Source organism: Bacillus sp. FSL K6-0042, assembly GCF_038006685.1.
Lineage (GTDB): Bacteria > Bacillota > Bacilli > Bacillales > Bacillaceae_G > Bacillus_A > Bacillus_A pseudomycoides.
In genome coordinates this window covers 2,210,521-2,235,756 of sequence record NZ_JBBOVS010000001.1, presented here as the reverse complement: position 1 = coordinate 2,235,756, position 25,236 = coordinate 2,210,521, and the positions used below count along the sequence as shown (strand labels likewise).

The 25,236-nt window shown below is 34.4% G+C and carries 17 protein-coding genes and 1 pseudogene; 12 read left to right on the top strand and 6 right to left on the bottom strand.

Annotated elements, in window-relative coordinates; translation table 11 throughout:
- Window positions 1-162: 162 nt before the first annotated feature.
- The 7 genes from MHH45_RS11520 (at window position 163) to colA (ending at window position 8,507) form a co-directional block, all read left to right on the top strand.
- Window positions 163-984, top strand: a complete 822-nt coding sequence (locus tag MHH45_RS11520; RefSeq protein WP_016113376.1) for a peptidoglycan-N-acetylglucosamine deacetylase — start codon at window positions 163-165, stop codon at window positions 982-984.
- A 35-nt stretch (window positions 985-1,019) separates the two neighbouring features.
- Entirely contained in the window at window positions 1,020-1,661 is a 642-nt protein-coding gene (locus MHH45_RS11515; protein ID WP_374220972.1) for a YkyA family protein, read from the top strand.
- Window positions 1,662-1,752: 91 nt separating this feature from the next.
- Window positions 1,753-2,073, top strand: coding sequence for a hypothetical protein (locus MHH45_RS11510; protein WP_003195641.1), 321 nt, complete (start codon window positions 1,753-1,755; stop codon window positions 2,071-2,073).
- A gap of 316 nt (window positions 2,074-2,389) precedes the next feature.
- Window positions 2,390-3,319: a VanW family protein gene (locus MHH45_RS11505; RefSeq protein ID WP_077295245.1), complete on the top strand. Its 930-nt coding sequence runs from the start codon at window positions 2,390-2,392 to the stop codon at window positions 3,317-3,319.
- A 246-nt stretch (window positions 3,320-3,565) separates the two neighbouring features.
- Entirely contained in the window at window positions 3,566-4,003 is a 438-nt protein-coding gene (locus MHH45_RS11500; RefSeq protein WP_016113379.1) for a GNAT family N-acetyltransferase, read from the top strand.
- A 95-nt stretch (window positions 4,004-4,098) separates the two neighbouring features.
- A complete protein-coding gene (locus MHH45_RS11495) occupies window positions 4,099-4,644 on the top strand; it encodes an SMI1/KNR4 family protein (protein WP_003195646.1) in 546 nt (181 codons plus the stop codon).
- A 974-nt stretch (window positions 4,645-5,618) separates the two neighbouring features.
- Complete coding sequence (gene colA, locus MHH45_RS11490; protein WP_016113380.1) at window positions 5,619-8,507, top strand: collagenase ColA; 2,889 nt, start codon at window positions 5,619-5,621, stop codon at window positions 8,505-8,507.
- A 253-nt stretch (window positions 8,508-8,760) separates the two neighbouring features.
- Here the strand turns inward: colA and MHH45_RS11485 are convergent.
- Window positions 8,761-8,947: pseudogene (locus MHH45_RS11485) on the bottom strand (hypothetical protein).
- 234 nt (window positions 8,948-9,181) lie between these two features.
- On the opposite strand from MHH45_RS11485, the gene MHH45_RS11480 reads away from it, so the two are divergent.
- Together MHH45_RS11480 and MHH45_RS11475 are read left to right on the top strand one after the other, a co-directional pair.
- Window positions 9,182-9,949 carry a hypothetical protein gene (locus MHH45_RS11480; protein WP_016113381.1) on the top strand — a complete coding sequence of 256 codons (768 nt, stop codon included), beginning with the start codon at window positions 9,182-9,184 and terminating at the stop codon, window positions 9,947-9,949.
- A 120-nt stretch (window positions 9,950-10,069) separates the two neighbouring features.
- Window positions 10,070-10,924, top strand: coding sequence for a phospholipase C (locus MHH45_RS11475; protein ID WP_016113382.1), 855 nt, complete (start codon window positions 10,070-10,072; stop codon window positions 10,922-10,924).
- A gap of 136 nt (window positions 10,925-11,060) precedes the next feature.
- Here the strand turns inward: MHH45_RS11475 and MHH45_RS11470 are convergent, their stop codons facing one another.
- Both MHH45_RS11470 and MHH45_RS11465 read right to left on the bottom strand, forming a co-directional pair.
- A complete protein-coding gene (locus MHH45_RS11470) occupies window positions 11,061-12,932 on the bottom strand; it encodes an ABC transporter ATP-binding protein (RefSeq protein WP_088094454.1) in 1,872 nt (623 codons plus the stop codon).
- Window positions 12,929-15,169: an ABC transporter ATP-binding protein gene (locus MHH45_RS11465; protein ID WP_016131654.1), complete on the bottom strand. Its 2,241-nt coding sequence runs from the start codon at window positions 15,167-15,169 to the stop codon at window positions 12,929-12,931. Before MHH45_RS11465 ends, MHH45_RS11470 begins: the two co-directional genes overlap by 4 nt.
- Window positions 15,170-15,556: 387 nt before the next feature.
- Between MHH45_RS11465 and MHH45_RS11460 the strand changes: the two genes are divergently transcribed.
- Entirely contained in the window at window positions 15,557-16,222 is a 666-nt protein-coding gene (locus MHH45_RS11460; protein WP_088094455.1) for a YdeI/OmpD-associated family protein, read from the top strand.
- 785 nt (window positions 16,223-17,007) lie between these two features.
- On the opposite strand, the gene MHH45_RS11455 is transcribed toward MHH45_RS11460, so the two are convergent.
- Window positions 17,008-18,315 (bottom strand): condensation domain-containing protein, encoded by a 1,308-nt coding sequence (locus MHH45_RS11455; RefSeq protein ID WP_088094456.1) that lies wholly within the window; start codon window positions 18,313-18,315, stop codon window positions 17,008-17,010.
- Between the two features lie 799 nt (window positions 18,316-19,114).
- On the opposite strand from MHH45_RS11455, the gene MHH45_RS11450 reads away from it, so the two are divergent.
- On the top strand, window positions 19,115-20,326 hold the full coding sequence (locus MHH45_RS11450; RefSeq protein WP_016132771.1) for an IS110 family transposase: 1,212 nt from the start codon (window positions 19,115-19,117) through the stop codon (window positions 20,324-20,326).
- A gap of 148 nt (window positions 20,327-20,474) precedes the next feature.
- Here the strand turns inward: MHH45_RS11450 and MHH45_RS11445 are convergent, their stop codons facing one another.
- The gene (locus MHH45_RS11445) at window positions 20,475-21,869 is read right to left on the bottom strand and encodes an IS4 family transposase (RefSeq protein WP_340862336.1); all 1,395 of its coding nucleotides are present in this window, start codon (window positions 21,867-21,869) and stop codon (window positions 20,475-20,477) included.
- 356 nt (window positions 21,870-22,225) lie between these two features.
- On the opposite strand from MHH45_RS11445, the gene MHH45_RS11440 reads away from it, so the two are divergent.
- On the top strand, window positions 22,226-23,251 hold the full coding sequence (locus tag MHH45_RS11440; protein WP_016113387.1) for a serine hydrolase domain-containing protein: 1,026 nt from the start codon (window positions 22,226-22,228) through the stop codon (window positions 23,249-23,251).
- 290 nt (window positions 23,252-23,541) lie between these two features.
- Here MHH45_RS11440 and MHH45_RS11435 read toward each other — a convergent pair.
- Window positions 23,542-24,671 (bottom strand): IS3 family transposase gene (locus MHH45_RS11435; RefSeq protein WP_088093830.1). Its coding sequence is split into 2 segments (ribosomal slippage): window positions 23,542-24,416 and window positions 24,416-24,671, totalling 1,131 coding nucleotides; the frame shifts between segments, so codons are not numbered across the junction.
- Window positions 24,672-25,236 lie beyond the last annotated feature (565 nt).

The following is a 25,236-nucleotide window of genomic DNA, read 5'->3' as shown; positions in this document are numbered from 1 at the left end:
AAAAAAGAAAAAAGCACTTTATAATTATATCGCAACAAAATAACTCAAAAATTTTTAAGTTACATCATATGTATTGTTAGCTAAAAGTGATTGGAGATATCATACACACTTATGTATGTGTGTATGTTGATATAGAGATTTATCAAGAAAGGGATTTGATTCATGAGAAATTTTTGTAATACCCAAAAAATAATAATTACAATAGTAGCAATTGTTGCAATAGCAATTGGTTATTATATGTTTCAATCGATTAATTCACCTGCAAAAGCTGTGGCCAAGCAAGAAAATACTGTACAGCTAGCAAGTGAACAACCAAAAATTAAAATAAAAAAAGCAACACCAACCCATTTTAATGGTAAGGAGAGAAAGGTTGTTTATCTTACTTTCGATGATGGACCAGGTAAATATACGGCTGATTTGTTAAACATCTTAAAAGAAAATGATGTGAAAGCAACATTTTTCTTAATTGGCGAAAATGTAAAACAGTTTCCAGAGTTGGTGAAACGTGAAAAGGAAGAAGGGCATTATGTGGGCATGCATAGTATGACACATGATTTTAAAAAATTATATACAAGTGGCGAATATGTAAATGAAATGAAAGAAGATCAAGGTTTAATAGCAAATATTATTAAAGAATCCCCAAAACTAACTCGTCCTCCATATGGATCCATGCCAGGATTAAATGAAGCACTTCGAAATAGAACAGTAGAAGCTAATTTAAAAGTATGGGATTGGACTATTGATTCTTTAGATTGGAAGTATAATAAGATGCCAGTTGATGCCGCTTCATCTCAGATTGTTCAAAATGTCCTAACAAATGCAAACCAGTCCAAAGAAGTGATTCTAATGCACGATATTCATCCACAATCTGTTGCTGCGGTACTAGCTATTATAAAAGGATTAAAAGAAAAAGGATATGAGTTTGAAGCGTATCATGAAGACGAGCATTTTTCAGTGAATTTTTGGCATGATAAACGTATATAACATCATAGGAGGAATTAACATTGATTTATAGGGAAATGGTATTAATAGGAATCTTATCAATTGGATTTCTAGGTGGTTGTTTGGGGGCAAAACCCGAAGATCAATTATATGTAGCTTTTGAAAATGCAGCAAATCAAGAAAAAGCATTATTTGATAATGTAAAAACATTTGAGCAGTTAGAAACAAAAGAACAGGAATTGTATAATCAAATTATACAAGAAGGGAAAGAGCAAAATGAGGGAGTAATACAAAAAATAGAGCAAGCCATTGCAACTGTAAATGAACGTGAAAAATTGGTAAAAGATGAAAAGGATGTATTAGAAAAAGCCCAAAAAGAAACCGCATCAGTTCATAGTTATATAGATAAAATTGAGGACAAAAGGTTAAAAAATCAAGCGGAAAAAGTAGAAGAAGTTTATAAAAATCGCTATGAAGTTTTTCAAAAAATAAATAATAGTTATAAAGAGGAATTAATAGCTGAAAAAGAACTTTATGAAAAGTTAAAAGGTAAAGAAACAAAACTAAAAGAGATTGGTGAGAAAGTTAAAACTATCAATACATTAAACGAGGAAACGCTAAAAGAAAAAGAAAAATTCAATCAATATACTAAAGAGTATAATGAGGGAAAACTAAAATTCTATGAAGACGCGAAGATTAAAATAAAAGAGAAAAAGTAAGAAAAATAATTATCAATTTAAGTATCTTGCCTCCTCATCCCTAAAGACAAATCAAAGTTCTAAATAGCATTTCGTTTAAAGGAGGTTTTTCATGAGCTATGATACTGTTTCATCTTTACAACGCATGCAACGACTACAGCAAGCAGCAACAGGACAAAAAGATGTTTTAAAACGAGTAAATTCAGGTTTGGAAATTGTAATGTTTATTACGGGAGTATTCTTAGCTCTCTCGACTTTCACATTATCTTTCTGGATATATTTCTTTTATTTTTTAATAAAGGAATATACTGCTAAAACATATCTAGTAAAAAACATGGATACTGGTGAAAAATTTCGAGTTGATAAACAAGAATTTAAACAATACAAAAAAGTGTTCAGAGCGAAAGAGGTAGCAATGGAATTGATTAGTTAGTAGCTTTAATAAGTAAAAGTAATAGGACTTTAAACGTAAGAATATAGGGGTAATAATTCTTTTTTGTGGTTATTTCCTGACTTAATTTATGAGAATATATTTTGCACATCATATCAAAAAGGAGTCTCTTATGAAATATTTCTCAATATGTTTAGTAATTTTATTTCTAATTGTGGTATTTAGTTGTATTATTTTGGGTTCTCATGCAAATAGCTGAAAGAAAGCGCCCTTGAGGATGTCTTTTTTTATAGAATCGATGAACAGACACAATATAAAAAATAATTAATCAAATAATTAAAAACGAGAAAACATTATAATGAAATGGGGGAATCAATTGTTACGTAAAAGACATTTGTATGTGCTTAGTGCTCTCTGCGCCATTATATTAGTTGGATGTAAATCTCAGGTTAAAGAAGCATCTTTAGTAAGTGATATAGGCGAGAAATCTATAGGAATAAAAGACATTGGGGATACACAGATAAATTTAGTAGATCCTACTAGTGGAAAAATGGTCAAACAAATAAATTTAACTTCATTAGGATATTTTCAAGATGAAAATCAATATAAATTAAATATTAAAAAAATCGCTAATGAAATAGGCAAACAGATTGATCAAAAAATGATACCTTCTCGTATGACTAGTGATGGAATATGGAAAGAAGGAAAGCCTTCATATGAATTATTTGAAAAAGAGTTAGTAGAGGATTTAATGGATGTGGGAATGTGGGAACGTTCCCGTGCATTGCCAATTGTTAAGAAACGGCCTATTGCTCAATCAAAAGATGCAAATCGAAATAGCGAAGTAATTGGAAAATATGTGACGGACATAGTTGGCACAGCTAATGGTAAGATAGAAAACATTCGTTTGTCGGCAAATACTATTAATGGTGTAATATTAGGAAAAGGTGATCGTTTTTCCTTTAATGCTTTAATAGGAGATACAACACCTGATAAAGGATATCAGCTTGGAAAAGAAATCGTTGCGGGAAAATTAGTAGATGGTTATGGAGGAGGGGTTTGTCAAACTTCTTCTACACTTTATAATGCAGCGGATCAAGCGGGATTAAAAATGATAGAAAGATATAGTCATTCAAAGCCAGTTGGCTATGTACCTATAGGCAGAGATGCAACTATAGCGTATCCTTATTTCGATTTAGTATTTGAAAATGCGAATAATGTACTGGTACAGATCTTTATGAAGGTAGAAGGTAATAGATTAACCGCGGAAATACATAGGTTAATCTAAAAGATCTGTTTGGAGAGTTATTCTAATTCCTACCTTCCATTAGGGGTCCTACCGCATGCCCATCAAGTTAAGAAAAACAAATACCCCAAAGCAAAAATGCCATCCCTTCTATTCTCTTTTTTTTACCATCTTATTATCTGAATTGTACTAAAAAAGCATTGTTTTAGGATACAATAGAGTCAAAAGATGAACTATTAGAATAGATCGAATCGTTGATATATCTATGTTAATAGAGGGGGGAATTATATGATTCGTGAAGCTGAACCAAAAGACAGTCATGTAATTGAAAATCTATATAAAAAATTAGCACCACATAGTAAAAACATTAAGGTTTTACCAGAAAGAATTGAGCAGATAAGGAATGATTCTAATAATTTCTTATTTGTGTATGAGGAAGATTGTAAAGTTAAAGGAAGTATATTTATGACTTTTTGTCTTGATCCTGGATATCAATTTAGACCATATACCGTTCTAGAGTATGTGATTGTAAATGAAGATTTTCGAGGTAATGGGATAGGTGAAAAGTTACTAAAACATGTAGAACGGCTATCAATTGCAAGGGAATCCACAAGAATTATCCTATTAAGTAGTATAAATAGAATAGAAGCACATAAATTCTTTTCTAAAAATGGTTATAATGGCACTATAAGTAAGGGATTCAAGAAGTATATACCGATTAATTAAGTTTTCGTTATGGGGATAATTCAAAACCTTAGATTAATAGTAATTGTGTGTTTTTTATATTGGATTTTTTGAGATATAAGCGGAGGGGAAAAGACATGATAAATCAAGCTGAATTACTATGGAAACGTATAATTAATAGAGGTTCAAGCCTTGAAGTGAACTTTCAAAAAACATTAAACCTCCAACCGGGTGCAAGTGATGAAGATTTTCAGTTAATTGAAACTACACTGGGTATTACACTTCCTAAAGAAATGAAAAGTTTTTACAGGGTGTATAACGGACAAATTTGGGAACCTGGGGTTGAATCTTTTGTAAGAAATTTGGTTCTTTCCCCAACTTCTCAAATTATAGACAATTGGACATTTCTACAGGATGAATTCGATCCAGATGATTTAGAGTCGAATATTGAAAATGAACTTAAACCTGTTCTTTGGAATTCTAAGTGGATTCCAATTGCAGAAAATGGTGGTGGGGATTATCTTTGTATTGATACAGATCCATCAGAATCTGGAGTAGTAGGACAAGTGCTATATTTTTGGCATGATTGGGGAAAACGTTCTGTTGAGGCAAAAGGTTTATTTGAATTCATAGAAATCTGTTTGAAAGAAGATAATAGAATGCAGTGTTCTAATGAAAATTAGAGTTACAAAAGAGGATGTGAATTATTATTTACATCCTTTTTTGTTTTTTAAATTAAATCATCAGAATCGCACCAGTTAGAGCAATAGAATTGTAGATGAATTTACATCAACTTAAGAGTTTTAAGTAGACCCTAAACAAAAAAATTTCTTTACAGCTAGTTATTTATAAGAGCGCCTCTTATTTAAACCTATATTTTGATGCAATTTTGCATATCCTAATAAAGGGAATCTATATACAGAGTGTGATTGAATTATATTAATAACATTAAAGGTAATGAACATGCAGGTTTCCTTTTTTGTTTATTAGTTTCATCAGAAAAGAAGTCAGATCTTTGAAAGACTTTTGTAACATTTATGAAAGTCATTTGAAACATATTTAAACTAAGATGTACATGTCGAAGGTGATTTTATTTCAGTCGGAAGTAAAAAGTATTAGCAATGTATAGTATAATTTCATCTTTTGTATTCATGTAGAGATGATAAAAAAAGGGAGAGATTGCATAAATCTAATTTAAGAAAAACATATGATTATCCAGTAGGTATTTTATTAACTCTTATATCTAAGTGAAAAACAGAAAATCAAGCTCAGCTTCATTATCACTAGCATATAGAGATAACTTTTATTATCCTGGTAGATTCCTATACAGATATGATATTGTTGATCTATATTACTACAATGAACCTGGTCGTACTAAATCTATAGGATTAAATAATTTACAAAAGGCTCAAGTAATTTACAAAATATTTATCATTTAGCATATTCAATTTGATTTAAAACAATAAGATTATAAACCACAGAAAGGTACTCATTCGACACTCAGTAGAGTGCCTTTTTTTGTTCGAATTATATCAAAACGTATCATTTTCTTTTTGATATAGTATTCTAGTGTACAGAAATAATATGAAATATCATATTTTATATTATGTTATATTAATAATGTGTTTTTAAGGATTTTATAAATGGAGGAAATGTTATGAACAAGAAATCAAAGTTTACCCAAATGATGCTCGGCATTAGTACAGTGGCCTTATCATTTGGAAGTATTCAAACACAAGTATCAGCGGAAGAAAATACACCTTATAATGTGTTACAAAAGAAACCAATTGGGATAGAAACTTCAACGGATGAAATTGCACATTCTACAAAAGCAGACGAAACGTTGTCTTATGAAGAACGTTTAAAAGTAGGCGATTTTTCACAACGTCCAGCTCCGGTCGTGAAACGAGCAGCGGCAAAACAATTTCAGCAAAAGTATTCTGTGGCAGAGCTGAATAGAATGAGTGATGACGAATTAATTGATACATTGGCAAATGTTAGTTGGGATCAAATTACAGATTTATCTCAGTTTAATCAAGAAACAAAAGCGTTTTATCAAAATAAAGGGCGAATACAAGTTATTATTGATGAATTAGGTCGCCGTGGAAGCACATTTACAAAAGATGATACAAAAGGGATTGAGACGTTTGTTGAAGTATTATATTGCGGTTTTTATTTAGGCTTTAATAATAAAGAGTTAAACTATTTAAATGAGCGAAGCTTCCATGATAAATGTTTACCGGCATTAAAAGAAATTGGAAGAAATCCGAATTTTAAACTTGGTACAGATAAACAGGATAAAGTGGTATCTGCATATGGTAAATTAATTCATAACGCTTCTTGTGATGCTGAAACAGTTCAATATGCAGGGAATATATTAAAACAATATAACGATAATATTTCTACATATGTAAGTGATCCGAACAAAGGGGCTGCCATGTATAATCTCATACAAGGGATTGATGATGATATGCAGTCTTACTTGAATGAGACACGTAAAAAAGCGGATGAAACAATATGGTATGGGAAAATTGATAGTTTCATAAATGAAATCAGTCGAATGGCTCTTCTGAATCATGTAACACCAGAAAATAGCTGGTTAATTAATAATGGTGTTTATTATGCTGGTCGTCTAGGGAAATTCCATAGTAATCCAAATAAACCTTTAGAAGTACTTACACAAGCAATGCATATGTACCCTCGTTTAAGTGAAGCTTATTTTAATGCGGTAGAGCAAATTTCAACAAACTATGGTGGAAAAGATTATAACGGAAATACAGTAGATTTACAGAAAATACGTGAAGAAGGCCAACAGCAATACTTACCAAAAACGTATACATTCGATGACGGTTCTATTGTATTTAAAACAGGAGATAAAGTAACGGAAGAAAAGGTTAAGAGATTATATTGGGCTGCTAAAGAAGTAAAAGCGCAATATCATCGTGTAATTGGAAATGATGCGGCGTTAGAATCAGGGAAAGCTGATGATGTACTGACAATCGTAATTTATAATGATCCATATGAATATAAACGAAATAGCCAACTATATGGATATGATACGAATAATGGTGGCATTTACATTGAAGGAAAAGGAACGTTCTTTACATATGAACGTACACCACAGCAAAGTAGTTATACTTTAGAAGAATTGTTCCGTCATGAATTTACACACTATTTACAGGCAAGATACGAAGTTCCAGGAGCATGGGGACAAGGAGAATTATATCAAAATGAACGTATGACTTGGTTTGATGAAGGAAATGCAGAATTTTTTGCGGGATCTACTCGTACGAATAACGTTGTTCCGCGCAAAAGTGTAATTAAAGGATTATCATCTAATCCTGCAGAACGTTATACAGCAGAACGAACATTATTTTCGAAATATGGATCATGGGATTTTTATAATTATTCTTTTGCACTGCAGTCTTACTTATATACTCATCAATTTGAAACTTTCGATAAGATTCAAGATTTAATTCGTGCAAATGATGTGAAGGGTTACGATGCATATCGTGAAGCTTTAAGTAAGGATCCAAATTTAAATAAAGAATACCAAGACTATATGAAGCAGTTAATTGATAATCAAGATACATATAATACCCCACAAGTATCAGATGATTATTTAGCTGAACATGCACCAAAGCCACTAGCTGATGTAAAGAAAGAAATTGAAAATGTGGCACGTATAAAAGATGCAACAATGACAAAGCATAAGTCTCAATTCTTTGATACGTTTACATTAGAAGGAACATATACAGGTGGCGTAACAAAAGGAGAATCTGAAGATTGGAAAGCGATGAGCAAGCAAATCAATCAATCTTTAGAACAGTTAGCGCAAAAAGAATGGAGCGGCTACAAAACAGTTACAGCGTATTTTGTTAATTATCGTGTGAATGCGAACAATCAATTTGAATACGATGTTGTATTCCATGGTGTTGCAACGGGAGAAGAAGAAAAACAGACGATTAAAGTAAATATGAATGGACCATACAATGAGATGTTAAATGAAAAAGTTGAGTTTCATAGCGATGGTACAGAAAGCACAGGTGGAAAAATTGTTTCGTATCTCTGGGATTTTGGCGATGGTACAACAAGTACAGAAGCAAATCCTACTCATGTATATGGAAAAGAGGGAACATATACTGCAAGGCTAACAGTGAAAGATAATAAAGGAAACGTAGGCCGAGGACAAACAACGGTTACCGTAAAAAAGGATGAGCCAGTAGGTCATGGATATGACAGCGCAAAGGCAATTCGTTTTAATAAGCTTTTCAAAGGAAATATGGATATGCCTAATATGGCGTATATGTACACATTCAATGTTACATCTCCAAAAGAAGTAGATATTTCCTTTATAGATGAACAGGGAATTGGAATAAAATGGGATGTATATTACGAATCAGATTTAGGAAATCCTGTCATTACGGGTCAAGCGGATGGAAATAATATGAAAGGGAAATTTGAAGCGAAACCTGGGAAGTATTATGTAGTTGCATTTTTTGAAGAGGAAAACAGAAAGGGAACATATTCATTATTAGTAAAGTAAATTCGTTTAATCGTATATAACGACGAAAAGTAATGAATAAGAGACTTTTGCTATTCCTTGTTCATCTGTTTAACAAAGAATAATTTAATATTCGAGAAAAAATTGAATTAAATAAAAAAGAATCCCTTAATTCCTTTTGGGATTCTTTTTCTTGTTTAAAGTTTGCTCACACAAATGATCTGCACATCAATCCATCTTTGATATACAGATCATTTGTATGATAATTTTTATAAATAATTGCGGAATAATAAACTTACATAAATGCTTTTAAAAGCTCTTGTACGAATGGAAGTACTCCACCTACAAATTTTAAAACTGCCATTGCGATTGCCATGTTATTTCCTCCTCTTTTTATGTGTTAAGATGTGGTACATCTTTATGCTTTTATTATAGTAAGCGCTTACATTAATATCAATACATTTCGATATGCAATATTGCATAATTATATATAATTTATATATATAATTAAATAAATTAACGATAAAGCTAATGAACATGCAGGTTTCCTTCTTTGTGTGCTAGTTTCATCAGCAAATACGTCAGACCTTTGAAAGACTTTTGTAACATTTATGAAAGAGAAATGAAAGATTTGTTAGCTAGGATGAGGCTTATCTACTAGTAGAAGATGCGCGCAGATAGTAAAACCATTAGTGAAAATAAGGAGAAGTTAAGGTATGTTTATGAAAAGAAAACTGTCTATATTTGCATTTTTAGCACTAATATTTAGTTTGATAGTTACTGTTTTTCCTACAAATTCTGCTTATGCAGAGGAAGAAGATCGTATACTTGATATTTATGGTGATCCAATTACTACAAATAAAGACTATATATTAATAAATAAGTACTTGGACGTGGTGGGAGTTCATCCTTCACAACGTATAGCACCTGTAGGTCAGAATAGATTTGGAGTAACTTATGAGAAGTACGCTGGTTGGCATTATGCAATTCAGTATAGAAAAGCATCTTATTATGGATCAGCGGAAATACATAAAGATACAAAAGGCAATGAGTACTATGGTACACCTATAAGTTTTGAAACTCCAGATGGATTAAACAGTGATGGATATATAAGACATAATACGCCAGTTACCATGTCAATGTGGATTGGTGGACCAAATGCTGAGGCAGGAGGAGTAAAAAAATATATAAATGCAAAGGATGCTGGCTGGATTTATTTTAGCGACCAATCAAAAAGCAAGTTAATCGTTCAGAAAGTAAATTCGAAGGAAATAAACTTAGCAACAGGCACCACCGAGATTCTTAGAGATAAATTTGGTAGACCTTGTGATTGGTACAGTGCAGATCCAAAGAACTCTTATTATGGGGTTACATCAACTTTCCAAGTACAGATAGCACAATACCCAGGCTCAGATCACGAGAAAAGGTGGGCGATTTCTGCTCCTAAAAGCGTTGCTGGTTATGAATTAGTACCTTTACCATAGAGCATCTATTACATTTAGATTTATATAACTGTACTTATTAATATGTAATGTGTCTTTCAGTAAGGTAAGAGAAGACCCTATGAAATAAATTTAAATTATATATCAAATGGAGGAATATTTATGAAAAGAAAAATTTTTGCTATAGCTTCTGTAATTGCTTTAACAGCTCCTGTTCAGAGCGTGGCGTTCGCACATGAAAATGATGGGCAATTTGATCCACCTATTGCTCAAAGATGGTCAGCAGAATCTATACATAATGAAGGAGTAAGTTCTCATTTATGGATTGTCAACAGAGCTATTGATATTATGTCCCAAAATACGACTGTAGTGAAGCAAAATGAGACAGCTCTATTAAATGAATGGCGTACTAATCTAGAGGAAGGTATTTATTCTGCAGATTATAAAAACCCATACTATGATCATTCCACATTCGCTTCACACTTCTATGATCCTGATTCAGGAAAAACGTATATTCCATTTGCTAAACAAGCAAAGCAAACAGGAGCAAAGTATTTTAAATTAGCTGGTGAAGCTTATCAAAATAAAGATATGAAAAATGCATTCTTTTATTTAGGATTATCACTTCATTATTTAGGGGATGTCAACCAACCAATGCATGCAGCAAACTTTACTAACATTTCGCATCCATTTGGCTTCCACTCAAAATATGAAAACTTCGTTGATACAGTGAAGGACAATTATAGAGTAACAGATGGAGATGGCTATTGGAATTGGAAAAGTGCAAATCCAGAAGAGTGGGTTCATGCATCAGCATCAGCAGCAAAGGCTGATTTTCCATCAATTGTTAATGATAATACAAAAAATTGGTTCCTAAAAGCAACGGTATCACAAGACTCTGCTGACAAATGGCGTGCTGAAGTAACACCGGTAACAGGAAAACGTTTAATGGAAGCACAGCGTATTACAGCTGGATATATTCATTTATGGTTTGATACGTATGTGAATAACAAATAACAAAATACACTTATGCATAGCATAGGAAGGCACTGAAAAAGTGATTACAATGATAAAAACCCACGAAGAAAATGAATTTTCTCCGTGGGTTTTAGTCATTTAAATGGACTTTTGGGACACCCTAATCCCACCTAACTCAAGAGGCATCCGCACCTTCAAACTGACTATTATAAAGCGAAGCATAGAAACCATCAGCCTTCAATAACTCTTCATGATTACCTTGTTCTACAATATCCCCGTCTTTCATGACAAGGATTAAATCTGCATCACGGATTGTTGATAATCTATGAGCAATGATAAAGCTTGTTCTGCCTTCCATGAGGTTTTCCATGGCTTTTTGAATCAGCACTTCTGTACGAGTGTCAATGGAGCTTGTTGCTTCGTCGAGTATGAGTATTTTCGGATCCGCTAGAAGGGCGCGGGCAATTGTTAGTAGTTGCTTTTGTCCTTGGGATACGTTGCTTGCTTCTTCGTTTAGTTCCATTTGATATTTATTTGGTAATGTTTTTACGAAGCTGTGAACGTGAGCTGCTTTCGCTGCTTCAATCACTTCTTCGTCGGTTGCACCCAGTCTACCGTAACGTATGTTTTCCATGATGGAACCGTTAAATAGCCAAGTGTCTTGCAGTACCATGCCGAACATGCTGCGCAGGTCTTCTCGCGTAAAGTCTTTTATATCGTGATCGTCTATACAGATCGCACCGCTGTTTACGTCATAGAAACGCATTAACAGTTTTACGATTGTTGTTTTACCTGCTCCGGTTGGTCCGACGATTGCTACTTTTTGTCCAGGCTGAATATGAGCTGAGAAATTATTGATGATAATCTTATCTGGATTATACCCAAATTGAACATCCTTGAATGTAACTTCTCCTTGAACTTTTTGCAGCCTCACTGGATTTTCTGCTTCTGGCATTTCCTCTTCTTCTTCTAAAAATTCGAAAACTCTTTCTGCAGCAGCTGCTGTGGATTGGAGTACGTTCGCGATTTGAGCTACTTGAGCGATTGGCTGCGTAAAGTTTCTAACATATTGCACAAAGGCTAAAATATCTCCAACTGCGATGGTTCTCTTTGCCGCAAGCCAGCCGCCTAAAATCGAGACAGCGACGTAACCGATATTCCCGATAAACATCATAATTGGCATCATCATACCGGATAAAAATTGAGACTTCCATGCGGAGTGGTAAAGAGTATCGTTCACCTCTTCGAATTTTTTCACTTCTGCTTCTTCTTTGTTAAAGGCTTTTACGATATTGTGACCACTATAAATTTCTTCAACTTGACCGTTCACGTGCCCTAAATATTCTTGCTGGGATTTGAAGTATTTTTGTGATCTCTTTACGACTCCCATGATGAGCATCATGGATACTGGCAGTATTAACAGCGCCACTAATGTCATTTGCCAGCTTATGGATAACATCATGATGAGTACACCAATGATTGTAATAACGGATGTGATGATTTGCGACATACTTTGATTTAAAGTTTGGCTCACAGTATCTACGTCATTCGTAACTCTAGATAATACTTCTCCGTGTGTCGTTTTATCAAAGTACTTTAGCGGCATACGGTTGATCTTTTCATCAATTTCTTTTCTGAAGTTATAAGATACCTTTTGTGCGACTCCTGAGATGATATATCCTTGGATAATGCCAAACACAGTGCTCGCTATATATAATCCAAGGAGTAAAATGACAATGTTTCCGATATAGGTAAAGTCAATGGCAGCACCGTGCACGCCTGTTACTTTGTCTACGAGTCCTTCGAAAAGTTTTGTTGTCGCTTTACCTAAAATCTTTGGACCTACGATTGCGAAGGCCGCACTACCGATTGCAAAAATAATGACGATTACGATCGAGAACTTATATGGCTTTAGGTATTGAAGTAACTTATTCATCGTTCCCTTGAAATTTTTTGCCTTCTCAATCTTTCTCATGCCGCCGCCCATATGACCGCCGCCAGGACCAGTGCCACCTTGTCTGTTATTTTCTATTTTTTTATCACTCATGATGACAACTCCTCTCTTGAAAGCTGTGATAAAGCAATTTGCTTATAAACTTCACAGTTTTCCATAAGCTCTTCATGAGTACCAGTTCCGACTATTTTTCCTTCATCAAGTACAATGATCTTATCTGCATTCATGATTGTACTTATTCTTTGGGCAACAAGTAGAATAGTACTTCCCGCAATCTCATTGTTTAAAGCCCTCCGCAAGGCTGCGTCTGTCTTAAAGTCAAGAGCTGAGAAACTATCATCAAATATGAAGATTTCCGATTTTTTCGTAAGAGCACGCGCAATAGAAAGTCTTTGTTTTTGACCACCTGAAACGTTCGTACCACCTTGTGATATTTCTGTACGGAAGCTTTCAGATTTCGCGTTAATAAACTCCATAGCTTGCGCGATTTCTGCCGCTTTTGCGAGTTCTTCTTCAGTTGCTTCTTTCTTACCGTATTTCAAATTACTTTCGATCGTACCTGAGAATAGAACTCCTTTTTGCGGTACATAACCAATTTTCTCTCTTAATTCGCTTTGAGATACTTCTCTAATATCCGTGTCATCTATTAATATTTGGCCGCTTGTGACATCGTAAAAGCGTGGAATTAAGTTGATTAATGTTGATTTACCACTACCTGTACTTCCGATGAAAGCTGTCGTTTCTCCAGGTTTTGCGGTAAAGGTAATATTGGAAAGCACATCTTCTTCTGCACCTGGATATTTAAAGCTAACATTTTTAAATTCAACGTAGCCTTTCTTGTCAGAAGCAAATGTTTTTGGCTCCGCTGCGTCATGAATAGAAAGGTCAGTATCTAAAACTTCTGCAATGCGCTGTGCGGATACAGAAGCACGCGGAACCATAATGGATACCATAGAAATCATTAAGAAGGCCATGATGATTTGCATTGTATATTGCATAAACGCCATCATATCACCAACTTGCATATGTCCCATATCCACTTGGTGTGATCCTACCCAAATAATAAGTACAGTAACGGCATTCATGATAAGCATCATCATCGGCATCATAAATGACATTAAACGGCTTACAAATAAATTGGTTCTTGTTAAATCTTGATTTCCTTTTTCAAATTTCTTTTCTTCATGCTTTTGATTATTAAAAGCACGAATCACAAGCATACCTGTTAAAGATTCACGAGTGATTAAGTTAATTTTATCTACTAACTTTTGGATACTCTTAAACTTGGGGATCGCGATGCTAAATAGACCAATGACTAAGCTTAAAATCGCGATAACTGCAACTGCGATAATCCATCCCATTGAAAGGTCTGTAGTAAGTACCTTAATAATTCCGCCTATGCCTAAAATCGGTGCATAGAATACGATACGAAGCAGCATAACCATAAGTGTTTGCACTTGTTGAATATCATTTGTACTTCTTGTGATTAGAGATGCAGTGGAAAACTTATCAAACTCTGCATTAGAAAAGCTTGTAACCTTCCGAAATACTTTCTTTCTAAGGTCTCTACCTAATCCAGCAGCTACTTTTGCAGCAAGTAAACTCACGATAACGGTAGCTGCCATACTTACTAAGGATAAAAGCAGCATTTTTCCGCCAGAAGTAAGAATATAATTGGATTGAAGCTTATCTGTATTGATACCGATCTTTTTATATTCATTCTCAATGAATGAAACGGCTGACTGTGTTACCATGCTGCCTGGCATATTCTTAAACTTTTCATCCGCCTTTTCTTTCATTGCATCGATTTGATCTTGAGGCAGTTTAGCAATTACTGCAAACGGATCTGTATTTGGCGGAAGCTTCGCCGGTGCTTTGTTATTACCTGGCGCAGTGAAAGCAGATGAGCCGCCTTTTTCAATTCCTTGTGTAATTAACATTGGTTTCCCGAATATATCGTTAAGTTTGTCAATTGTATTTTTATCCTCTGTATGTAGCTTATAAAGCGGTTCTTTATCAAGCTGCGGATAATCTTTTAAGTCATTTTTCAGCTCACTTTGAGAAAGATTGTTCTTATCTAAAAGTACATAGTTGTCATCTACTTTTTTCTTCTCATTTTCATTCATAAAGAGTGTAAGTTTATCGAGCTCACTTTTACGGATAACCCCAGGTACTGCATTTTCTACACCTTTTTGTTGAATACCTACATTTACAATGTTAGACATATAGTCTGGCAGTGATAAATCACATACGGCTTGTATGGATAATAGACATATAACTGCAATGATTGAGGCAACAAATGGTTTTAAATGTTTGATGATCTTTAACATTTAATTCATCTCTCCATTTTCCTTTTCTAATTTTTTTAGCTTTTACTTCGGCTCCTTCCTTTATTCTTCGTATTCTCAGTAATGAATTCTAGCAGCTCTTTACATACTTTCGACCACAGATTAATTCTATGACTCTGTGAAGATATGATGCAACTTTTAGGGTGTAGAATTTCATAATGAATTTGTTAAAGAATTTTAAACTATATATACATCAATTAAAAAAATTGATTTTACCATACGTTAAGAAGGTTCCATAAACGATATTTAGTATTTGTTATGGTATTTTGTTTTTGCTAAAGTCAAAAAGTGACAGAAAGAATTGGAGAAATTGAGCATGATCATTCTTGACTGTCAGCTAATCGAAAAATTGAAGAGGGGTGTTCCTTGGTGACAAATAGTGAAATGAATCCTAAAGTTGATGAATTTTTAAGTAAAGCTAAAAAGTGGAAGGAAGAATATGAGAAGTTGAGAAATATCGTTCTTGACTGTGAGCTGACCGAAGAATTTAAGTGGATGCATCCTTGTTACACGTTTGAGAAAAAAAACATAGTTTTAATACATGGATTTAAAGAATATTGTGCGCTTCTGTTTCAAAAAGGTGCCTTGTTGCAGGATGCCGATGGGATTCTAATCCAACAAACGGAGAATGTACAGGCGGCGCGCCAGATTCGGTTCACCAATGTTCAAGAAATAGTTGAAATGGAAACCATCTTAAAAGCCTATATTTATGAAGCCATTGAAGTTGAAAAAACCGGTTTAGAAGTGAAAATGAAAGAGCATAAAGAATTCATAATTCCTGAAGAACTTCAAAATAAATTCGATGAAATCCCCGCGTTGAAAACTGCTTTTGAAGCATTGACGCCGGGACGGCAAAGAGCATACATTCTTTATTTTTCTCAACCCAAACAATCCAAAACTCGAGAGTCAAGGGTTGAAAAATATATCGAGCAAATTCTCAATGGAAAGGGATTAAATGATTGCACTTGTGGACTATCTCAAAAGCAGCCCAACTGTGACGGCTCGCACAAGTCATTCGATAAAAAAATAAATTAATCAAACTTTAAGATATTACCTCACTTTGAGTTCATTCGAACTCCTTTTAGATCGCAGGTAACACTCAAACAAACAATTTAAAATGGAAAAAATAAAAAAGTGATTCGTAGAGTATAAGCAAACTACCGTATAACAGGCTTACGCATTACCGGTTAAGAAAAGAAAAATACTGCACACAAAAGTGTACCCTTTGGCTTTTTGCTGAAAGGTACACTTTTCTTGAACAAGCCAATCTAAAAAAGTCGGTTCCTTAGCGTACAAAATTCCCGAAATATTGGCGGTACCCCACATCCATCAACTTAAGAAATACGCTCTTCCCAAAAACGAAAAAAATGAGCTGAATTCTCATAAATAACTGTAGAGATATAAAATTTTTGTTTTGAGGATATATTTAAATCTTAGGTTGATGAGCATGGACGGTACTCCTATTATGAGTAATATGTATGAAACATTTCAAAAAAATAATAAAAAGAGCTGATTCAAAGTGTAGTTTAAATCAGCTCTTTTTTCTCTTTTTTAGTACTTTTATGCCGATATATCTTGTTTTTCTCGCGGTGCAAATTGTTTTTCACTACGATTTTCCATAAATATAAAACATAAAGATAGGTGCGATCAGAGAAGATTTAACAAAAATAGTTTATGAAGCAAGCGAAGATAAATTTTTATCGGGAGTAAGACCTGTCTGGTAAATATAGAGTTTATAAAAGAGATTAGCCGTACATGAGACGAGCCCCTAAAATACAATTCCGCTAGAAATTTTTGCGCTATATTCTCTTTTATTTTATTTATGATAGTTGATTAACAACACTTTCTAAAAATTTGTCTACCTTTTCTTTTGATGTATCCGGCGCATGATAACCAATCGTAAATGTAAGTCTTCTATTATAAAAGCTTGCACCCATTGAAAAGAATGGTGCATACATAATGGGTGATGTCATATACCCGTCCTCAGCTTGAACTTCACCAAACTGAATAGGTTCATCAGCGATCACCCCGAAATTTGTCAGTAATGGCAACGCCATCCCCATCTGTAAAGCCTGTTCGTATTGCTGATTATACATTTCCTTCATCGTAGATAGCTTCATACCTGCCAGTAGCTCCATTCCTGCTGCTGAAGAAAGACCTGGATTTTGAGACTTTATTTTATCCATTGATTGTTTAACTCGAACAAGAGTCTGATTAAATGATTCATCATCTTCCATTTTAATCACTGGCATTTCCATACCGGATAAGTTGCAAATAGCACCAGTTGTATAATTAGGCAGATATCGACGTAAATCAATTGTCAAACCGATCATTTTTTCTGCGGTGCGAGGTTCTGCATACACAGTGAAATGTGATAAAGCCCGGAAGTATGCAGTCATGATTACATCATTCAAGGTAGCCTGTTGTGCTTTTGTCCATTGGGTTAGACGTAGAGTTTGCTCATGGCTCAACCGCCGTACGGACATTTGGGGGGATTTATTTTTGTTGGGTTGAGATGGAAAAGACCATAACGATGCCTGTTGTTCTTGGTTAGGACGATACGCACTTTTTACGTCCGATATTCCAGCATATTTGAATACATGTGATTGATCTCGAAAACTCTCATTTCCCTCACCAAATTCCTTTATAATTTGATCCTTAGATCGTCCCAAGGAAAGGTGAGTATAAATTGCTCCAAGCAAATTAATATATTCCTTGACTCCTGTGCCATCTGAACATAGATGAGATAATTTCACAACTAACATATCTGTTGTAGTGCCTCGTAATAATTTTGTTTGAACCATAGGCCCCTGAATACGATCACCAGGTTCCTTAATAAAATCTATTACCATTTTTTCAAGTTCTTGATTATTTCCTTCTGCAAAAAGGCAAATAGGTGAGTTAGTGCCAGATGAATGTTCCTCCCAGTAAGGAATATCATTTTCTACAAACCGGCTGTTCAAAACTGGCTGCAATTGTAACGTTATCCTTACTGATTGTTCAAGTATTTTCTTTGATATACCTACAGGAAAATAAAGAACTGCATTAATTTGTTGATCTGCAGAATAAAGATCTAATAAATAATTCATTCGATCTTGAGGTGTTACTGAATACTTTCTTTGTTCCATAATTTTGTCCCCCTTTTAGGACTTTTTTTGTATAACCTTATTCTCCATATGGTTGTAACTTTTCTAGTCATTTTTCTTTAAGAGCTAATAATGCTTATTTTTTGAAATTTTTCACGAAAGCATCTTTTCCGTACTGGTTCCGTTCTTTTTGCAGCTCTTTGTAGGTGATATACCCATTATTTTATTGTTATTAATATTTCCCATCTCTTTCTGGAAAATCAAACGTAAATCAATTTAGTTTAAATATATACAAACATATTACAATTATGTCTGGGAATTATCAATAAAACAAATGAATCATTTTTATGTCTGTTAATAAAAAAACAATAATATAATACGTTCAGGGGTTACTTCATAATAAAAGGTTGATGGGCATGGGGTCCCGCCACACATCCATCAACTTAAGGTATATTTTTATACAAAATGGGGTCTTTTCACGTAATATTTTATTATCGTTTATAGATGTTATAAAAGTAGGCATATCAAATAAACCCTGACGGGTTTGAATTTTTTTACTATGCTACCTGATGAGTAGAAGTGGTATACTCATACACAACACCCAAAACATACTAAGATTAGTAGTGTAGACCAAGGCATTGGTTTGCACTACTATTTTTTTATAGTAGAAGTGAAGAGTAGGTCGATTTGATATTGGGATCTCGAATCCGTACCCAAAACAGACCTTCTTCACTTACCTTATTTGAATCAGTTTAGTATGTTGGTCCCTGAGATCGTGTATAAGAAATGGGAATCGATAAGAGTAAGGTGAAGACTTCAACTCTACATGAGGAGGCAAAATATGCGACATGTGATTGCGTTTGATATTAGTATGGGAAAGAGTTATATGGTTATTTATAATGTTCAAAAACAATGTATTTTTGAAAGTGAAATAAATCATTCTAAGCCTGATTTTGAGGAACTACGAAAACGAATAGACCAACTTACGAATGAAAATAGAAAATCACCTCATATTGTGTTCGAAGCAACCGGTGTTTACTCCAGGCAACTAGAGCGTTTTATGCAAGATAACAAGTATGAATACTGTCTGTTGAACCCTTTAGAAGCGAAATTACAATGTGATTCCTTACGGATTCATAAAACCGATAGAAGCGACGCACATCAATTAGCTCTCACTCATTTCACGGCTTCCCGGAGAGAAAAGGTAAGTACAGATCACCTATTTTATCAATTAAAATCACTCTCAAGGTTTTACAGTGAACTGGATGACGAATTATCCGTGATTCGTAGTCGTATGCATAAAGTCATTCAGTTGACATTTCCGGAATTGGAACAGATTTTTACAATTAAATCAGATTTATTTTTAAACTTTGTTCAGTTGTTCCCTCACCCAGATCTTATTAAAAATCTTTCCAAAACGGTCATAAAGAATCGGATTCGTACGAATACCAATAAAAACATATCAATCAGCATTGCGGAAAAGAAAGCCATGAAAGTACTTGATGCTGCCAAGGATTCCTATCCAGCCGTACGTCAGGATGACGTTTTATGTGAACAACTCAAATCATACGCAAAACGCTATCAGGAGCTCCTTCATCAAAAAGAACAGTGTATCGAGAAGATGGTACGATTAGCTGAAAGTCGCACAGAGTATCCAATTATTCTTAGTTTTCCAGGAATCGGTCCCAATACGGCTATACGTTTGTTAGCTGAAATCGGGGATATTACTCGCTTCAAAAATAACAAACAACTCAATGCATTTGCAGGTATTGATATACGCCGTTTTCAATCAGGAAAAACTTTTTTCAAAGATAAGATTAATAAGCGTGGAAATAAACACTTGCGGAAACTTCTTTTTCTCATTATCCAGAACATGATTAAACAACGGCGTTACGGACAGAACCATATTGTCGAGTATTATGATAAATTAAAAACGCAACCTTATAACAAGTGTCATAAAGTCGCGTCTATCGCATGTGTAAATAAGTTATTGAAGCTCCTCTTCTACCTTATTACACATAATACACACTATGATTATCGGTTAACTACCTGAAACCATAGCCTAATTTATCATAACATATTTCTCCCCTAGTAAAAAAACTAAAAGATATTAGGGGTATTTCGTATGACTTTTTATTTATGGATATATGATATGAATTCTCTAGCCTTTACTCTGTGAAAAATCTATAAAAAACAATTGACTAATCGTAAGAAATGTCAAAGACTGTCTTTTTCTCGTATCGATGAGATTTTCGTCCGTTGCGCTGTAGGAGGTTAAACAGACGAAGGAGAACCTTTGATAGCTCTTGGGTGTTTTTGTGTAATGCTTGGTGAAAAAGTGAAAAATAATCTTTAATTATGTACATCGCTTTATATTCACTTAGCTCTTTCTGTTTCTTACGTAATAGGAGTTCTCTCATCTTAAACATTGTAGAAGAACATAATAGGATACTAATGAGTTGTCCATAAAGATGACATTCTAATCGCTCTTGTTTAATAGATTTACAACGATGAATTTGAAACCAGGATTTCCATATTTTAAATAACAGTTCAATTTGCCAACGTAGTGAATATAAATCATAGATTTTCTCTTTTGGTACCCATTCCGTAGGAATGTTTGTCATATATACCGTAATTCCTTGTAAAAGTTTCGTACGCTCTGTATATGTAATTCCTTTTTTCTTTTCACGAATAGCTCGATCACGTAGGCGTTTTTGTTTTTGCTCCTCCGTACATTTATAAACCACAATGCGAGTAGGTAGTTTGTCTTTGCTCCCTACATATACATCATGTAATTCATACACTTGGCCAGGTTGTAATTGGTTCATAATGTCTTCCAAATGAATTTGTATATATACCGGCCTCAGTTGAGCGGGTTTTGTTTTAAATATGACTGTTTCGAATTCCTTTCTATATATCTTAGTTGGTAACTTAAGACGTGATAAATAATATCCTTGCTTATCTTGAATAGACTTAAAGTCTTGTAAACGAAAATATCCTAAGTCACGAATATATAGTTCATTCTTTTGTGCCATACCTGTTCGAGTCGCACCATACGCTTGATCACTTCGTTTTCCTGGTTCAATTTTCACATCAGAAAATTCTCCACTCAACAAGTCATACTCCAGTTGAATTTTTACACCAGCTTTATGACTACATCCTCCGGCACCAGGATAAGTAGATGCAAATCGATCCGGCACTTGAAATGTTGTAGAATCAAGGATAAGAATACGCTCAAAGTAAGTAGAAAGAGCATGAGAAATCTTAGATAATCCCCCAATTTTAGCTTGTAGAAGTGTAGTAAATACAGTTCGAAAGAAGGCTACAGAAGCCGAGTTAAATCGCCGATTAAGTCCCTCAGGACTTAATAAAATTCCTGTTGAAGTTTCTAATTGACTACAAAGTTGAGTAAGAGAGGTAGTAGCGATTTGTTGATTTAACCATACACACAAAGATAAAAAATGGTGCCCATGGCACTTACGTTTTCGTTTCATTCCGCCTGCTTCTATAGCTAATTGATTAAGTGTAGCAGGAGACATATAGCGATATAACTCTTCGGCAAATAAAGACAACTCTTGTTTTTGATGCATATTCATAAAAAGCACGTCACCCTTTCTCATTAACATAAGAGAATAGTAACGTGCTTTTAACTTCAAGAATAGTCTAAATCCTTAAGTTGATGGATGTGGGGTCCCGCCACATCGTTATCAAGTTAAGAAACTCATCGTTCTCCAAAACGAAAAAAATGAACTGGATTCTCATAGACAACTGTGGTGAGATAAAGTTTTTGTTTTGGGGGTACTTCAAAATCTTAGCTTGATGGCAATGGGGGCATCTCAAAATCTTGTCCTGAAAAACTGGACTTTATTCTTTTCTGGTATTAATGAGTAAAAGGAAATTCGTACTAAAATGGGGAATAATACATTACTATCTATGAATAAGGGGGATTATTTTGAGCAATCGAGTTTTAAACCTTACTAAAGCAATTCATAACATAATAGATGAACAATTTTCTGGAGCTATTTACATCAAGGCTAACAATGAACTCTTATTTGAATCAGCATTTGGTTATGCGAACAGGGCGGATAAAAAATTGAATACTGTTCATACACGTTTTGGAATTGCATCTGGCTGTAAGTTGTTTACAGCTGTTGCTATTTGCCAACTCGTTGAAAAGGGTTTACTATCATTTGAAACTCGTCTTGAAAATTGTTTGAACATAAAATTTCCGCATTTTAACAAAGGCGTAACAATTCATCACCTTTTGACCCACAGTTCTGGAATACCGGACTATTTTGATGAACAAGTAATGGATGACTTTGAAGACCTTTGGAAACAAATACCTATGTATCTCTTGAATGACGCAAAAGATTTTCTTCCTTTATTTCAAAATGGGGAGATGATGTTCCAACCTGGAGAGAAATTCCACTACAATAATGCAGGATTTATTGTTTTAGGTTTAATCGTGGAACAACAATCAGGACTTTCTTTTACCGACTATATTGAAGCAAATCTCTTCCAACGATGTGGAATGAATGACTCAGGATATTTTCCTTTAGATCGACTCCCTAAAAGCACTGCCTATGGGTACATAGATAATAAAGATGAAACATGGAGAACAAATACCTACTCGATTCCAATAAAAGGTGGAGCTGATGGGGGGGCTTTTATTACACCATCAGATATGATCAAATTTTGGGAAGCATTGTTAAATCATCAGCTTTTAAGTAAAGAATACACAGAAATACTTTTAAATTCGCAAATCCATGTTAAAGATGGGGTAGATTATGGATATGGACTTTGGATCACTAAAAGGGAAAAATCTATAATTAAGTATCATGTAATGGGATATGACCCTGGCGTGAGCTTCCATTCTGCTTTTTATCCTAAATCAGGAATCAAGATAGCGATACCTTCAAACAAAAGTTCAGGATCCTTTGAAGTAATGAAGGGGATTGAAGAAATTTTTGAGATATGATCAAACTTTTTTATAAGGGGTAGCACCTTATGCCCATCAACCTAAGATTTTGAAGTATCCCCAAAACGAAAATTTCATCCTTTCATAGTTGTCCATAGAAATTTAGTTCGTTTTTTTCGTTTTGGGGAAGAATGTATTTCTTAACTTGATAGCGATGTGGCGGTACCCTATTGCTATCAAGCTAAGGTTTTAATATACCCCCTAAATGAACATTTTCTTTTTCTACAGGTAGTTACTTTGAGAAGTCAGCTCATTTTTTCGTTTTGAGGGCGTGGTGTGTCAACACGAAACTAGACAATTTTTTTAAGGTGTTCCTGCCTGTACTGAACAGGGCTCAAATAGCCTAATGTGCCATGGATTCTAACATTGTTAAACCAGTTTACGTAGTCGTTCAATTCTAAAATCAATTCTTCTAAACTTGTGAAATGACGATCGCGAACGAACTCTGTTTTAAAGATTTTGTAGGTTGCTTCCGCTACCGCATTATCATATGGACAGCCTTTCGCACTTAATGAACGCTGGATTTTGAAGGTCTCTAACGTGTCATGGATCAGCTTGTTTTTGAACTCATTTCCTCGATCTGTATGAAATAAGGTAATCCGATTTAAGTTTGTTTTCACCGTTGCGAAAGCTTGTGAAACAAGCTCGGCATCTTTCTTTTGGCCTGCGCTATGGCCTATGATTTCTCGATTAAAGAGATCGACTAATAAACATACGTAATTCCACTTTTTGTTCACACGGACGTATGTTAAATCACTTACGACTACAGCCAGCTCTTCTTGTTGGTTGAACTGACGATTGAGTTCGTTTGAAATGTTTTCTTCGTTACAGCTAACTCTCTTCGGCTTAAATTGTGCAATCGTATAGTTCGATACTAAACCTTGGTTCTGCATGATTCGCCCAATACGGCGACGTGAAATCACATATCCTACCTTTTTTAGTTCTACTTTTATCTTTCGTGTTCCATAGTTCTGACGGCTCTCTCGGAAGATTTCTTTCACGAGTGGTGACAATTCATCTACTGTATCTTGTGCTTGTTTGGCTTCATAATAATACGTTGCTCTTGATAATTGTAGGACATTGCACATTGCTGATATTGAGTATTTATGTAGGTTATTCTTCACTACTTTTACTTTCGTCCTAGTATCAGCGCTGCTTGCTTTAAAATATCATTTTCCATAAGAAGTTGTTTGTTTTGTTTTCTCAACGCTTCCAACTCTAGTTGTTCAGCGGTCTTATTATCTTTCTCTTTAAACGAGCCAGACGTATGATTTTGATTGATCCATCGATCCAATGATGATGGTGTTAATCCATATTCCTTAATGATGTCTTTCCTTGGTTTACCATTCTGATACAGTTGAACCATTTGGTGCTTAAATTCCGCTGTAAAGGTTCTTCTTTCTCTTTTATTGTTCGTCATAGTAGATTCTCCTCAAATATATTAGTTGTAGTCTACTTGACCTTATTTTTTTTGTCTAGTTCAGTGTAGCCTATCCAGGCGTTTATTTTTCTTAAGCTGATGGATATGGAGTCCCCCCTAGGTTAAATAAATTTCCAATTAGAAACAAGTGATTTTAACAACGTTAGGAGTGTTTCATACAACACAATGTCATTTGTGTTGTATCACAAGAAGAAAAATCACATTAGAAAAGAGCCGGAATTCACCCTGTTAAGAGTAAACCGACTCCTTAATATTTAAAGGACGAAAAAAAGAAACACAGAAGCAAAAACCCTCTGTGTTTCTTTTTGATTCATATATTTATTGGAAAATATTTTGAACTTTCCGGCACAGATTCTCCTTCTACCCTATTATAGAAGCTATTTTGAACGTAAGTAATTTGTAAGGAATGGGTAAGGAAAAAGAGATTTTCATTGTGTATGATCAAAATATAAAGAGGCGTGAAAGGCGGAACAGATATGACTTATATATGAAAAACAAACCAGTAACAAGAGTGTTTCAAGGAAAAGAAGTAATTTCTGGGGTT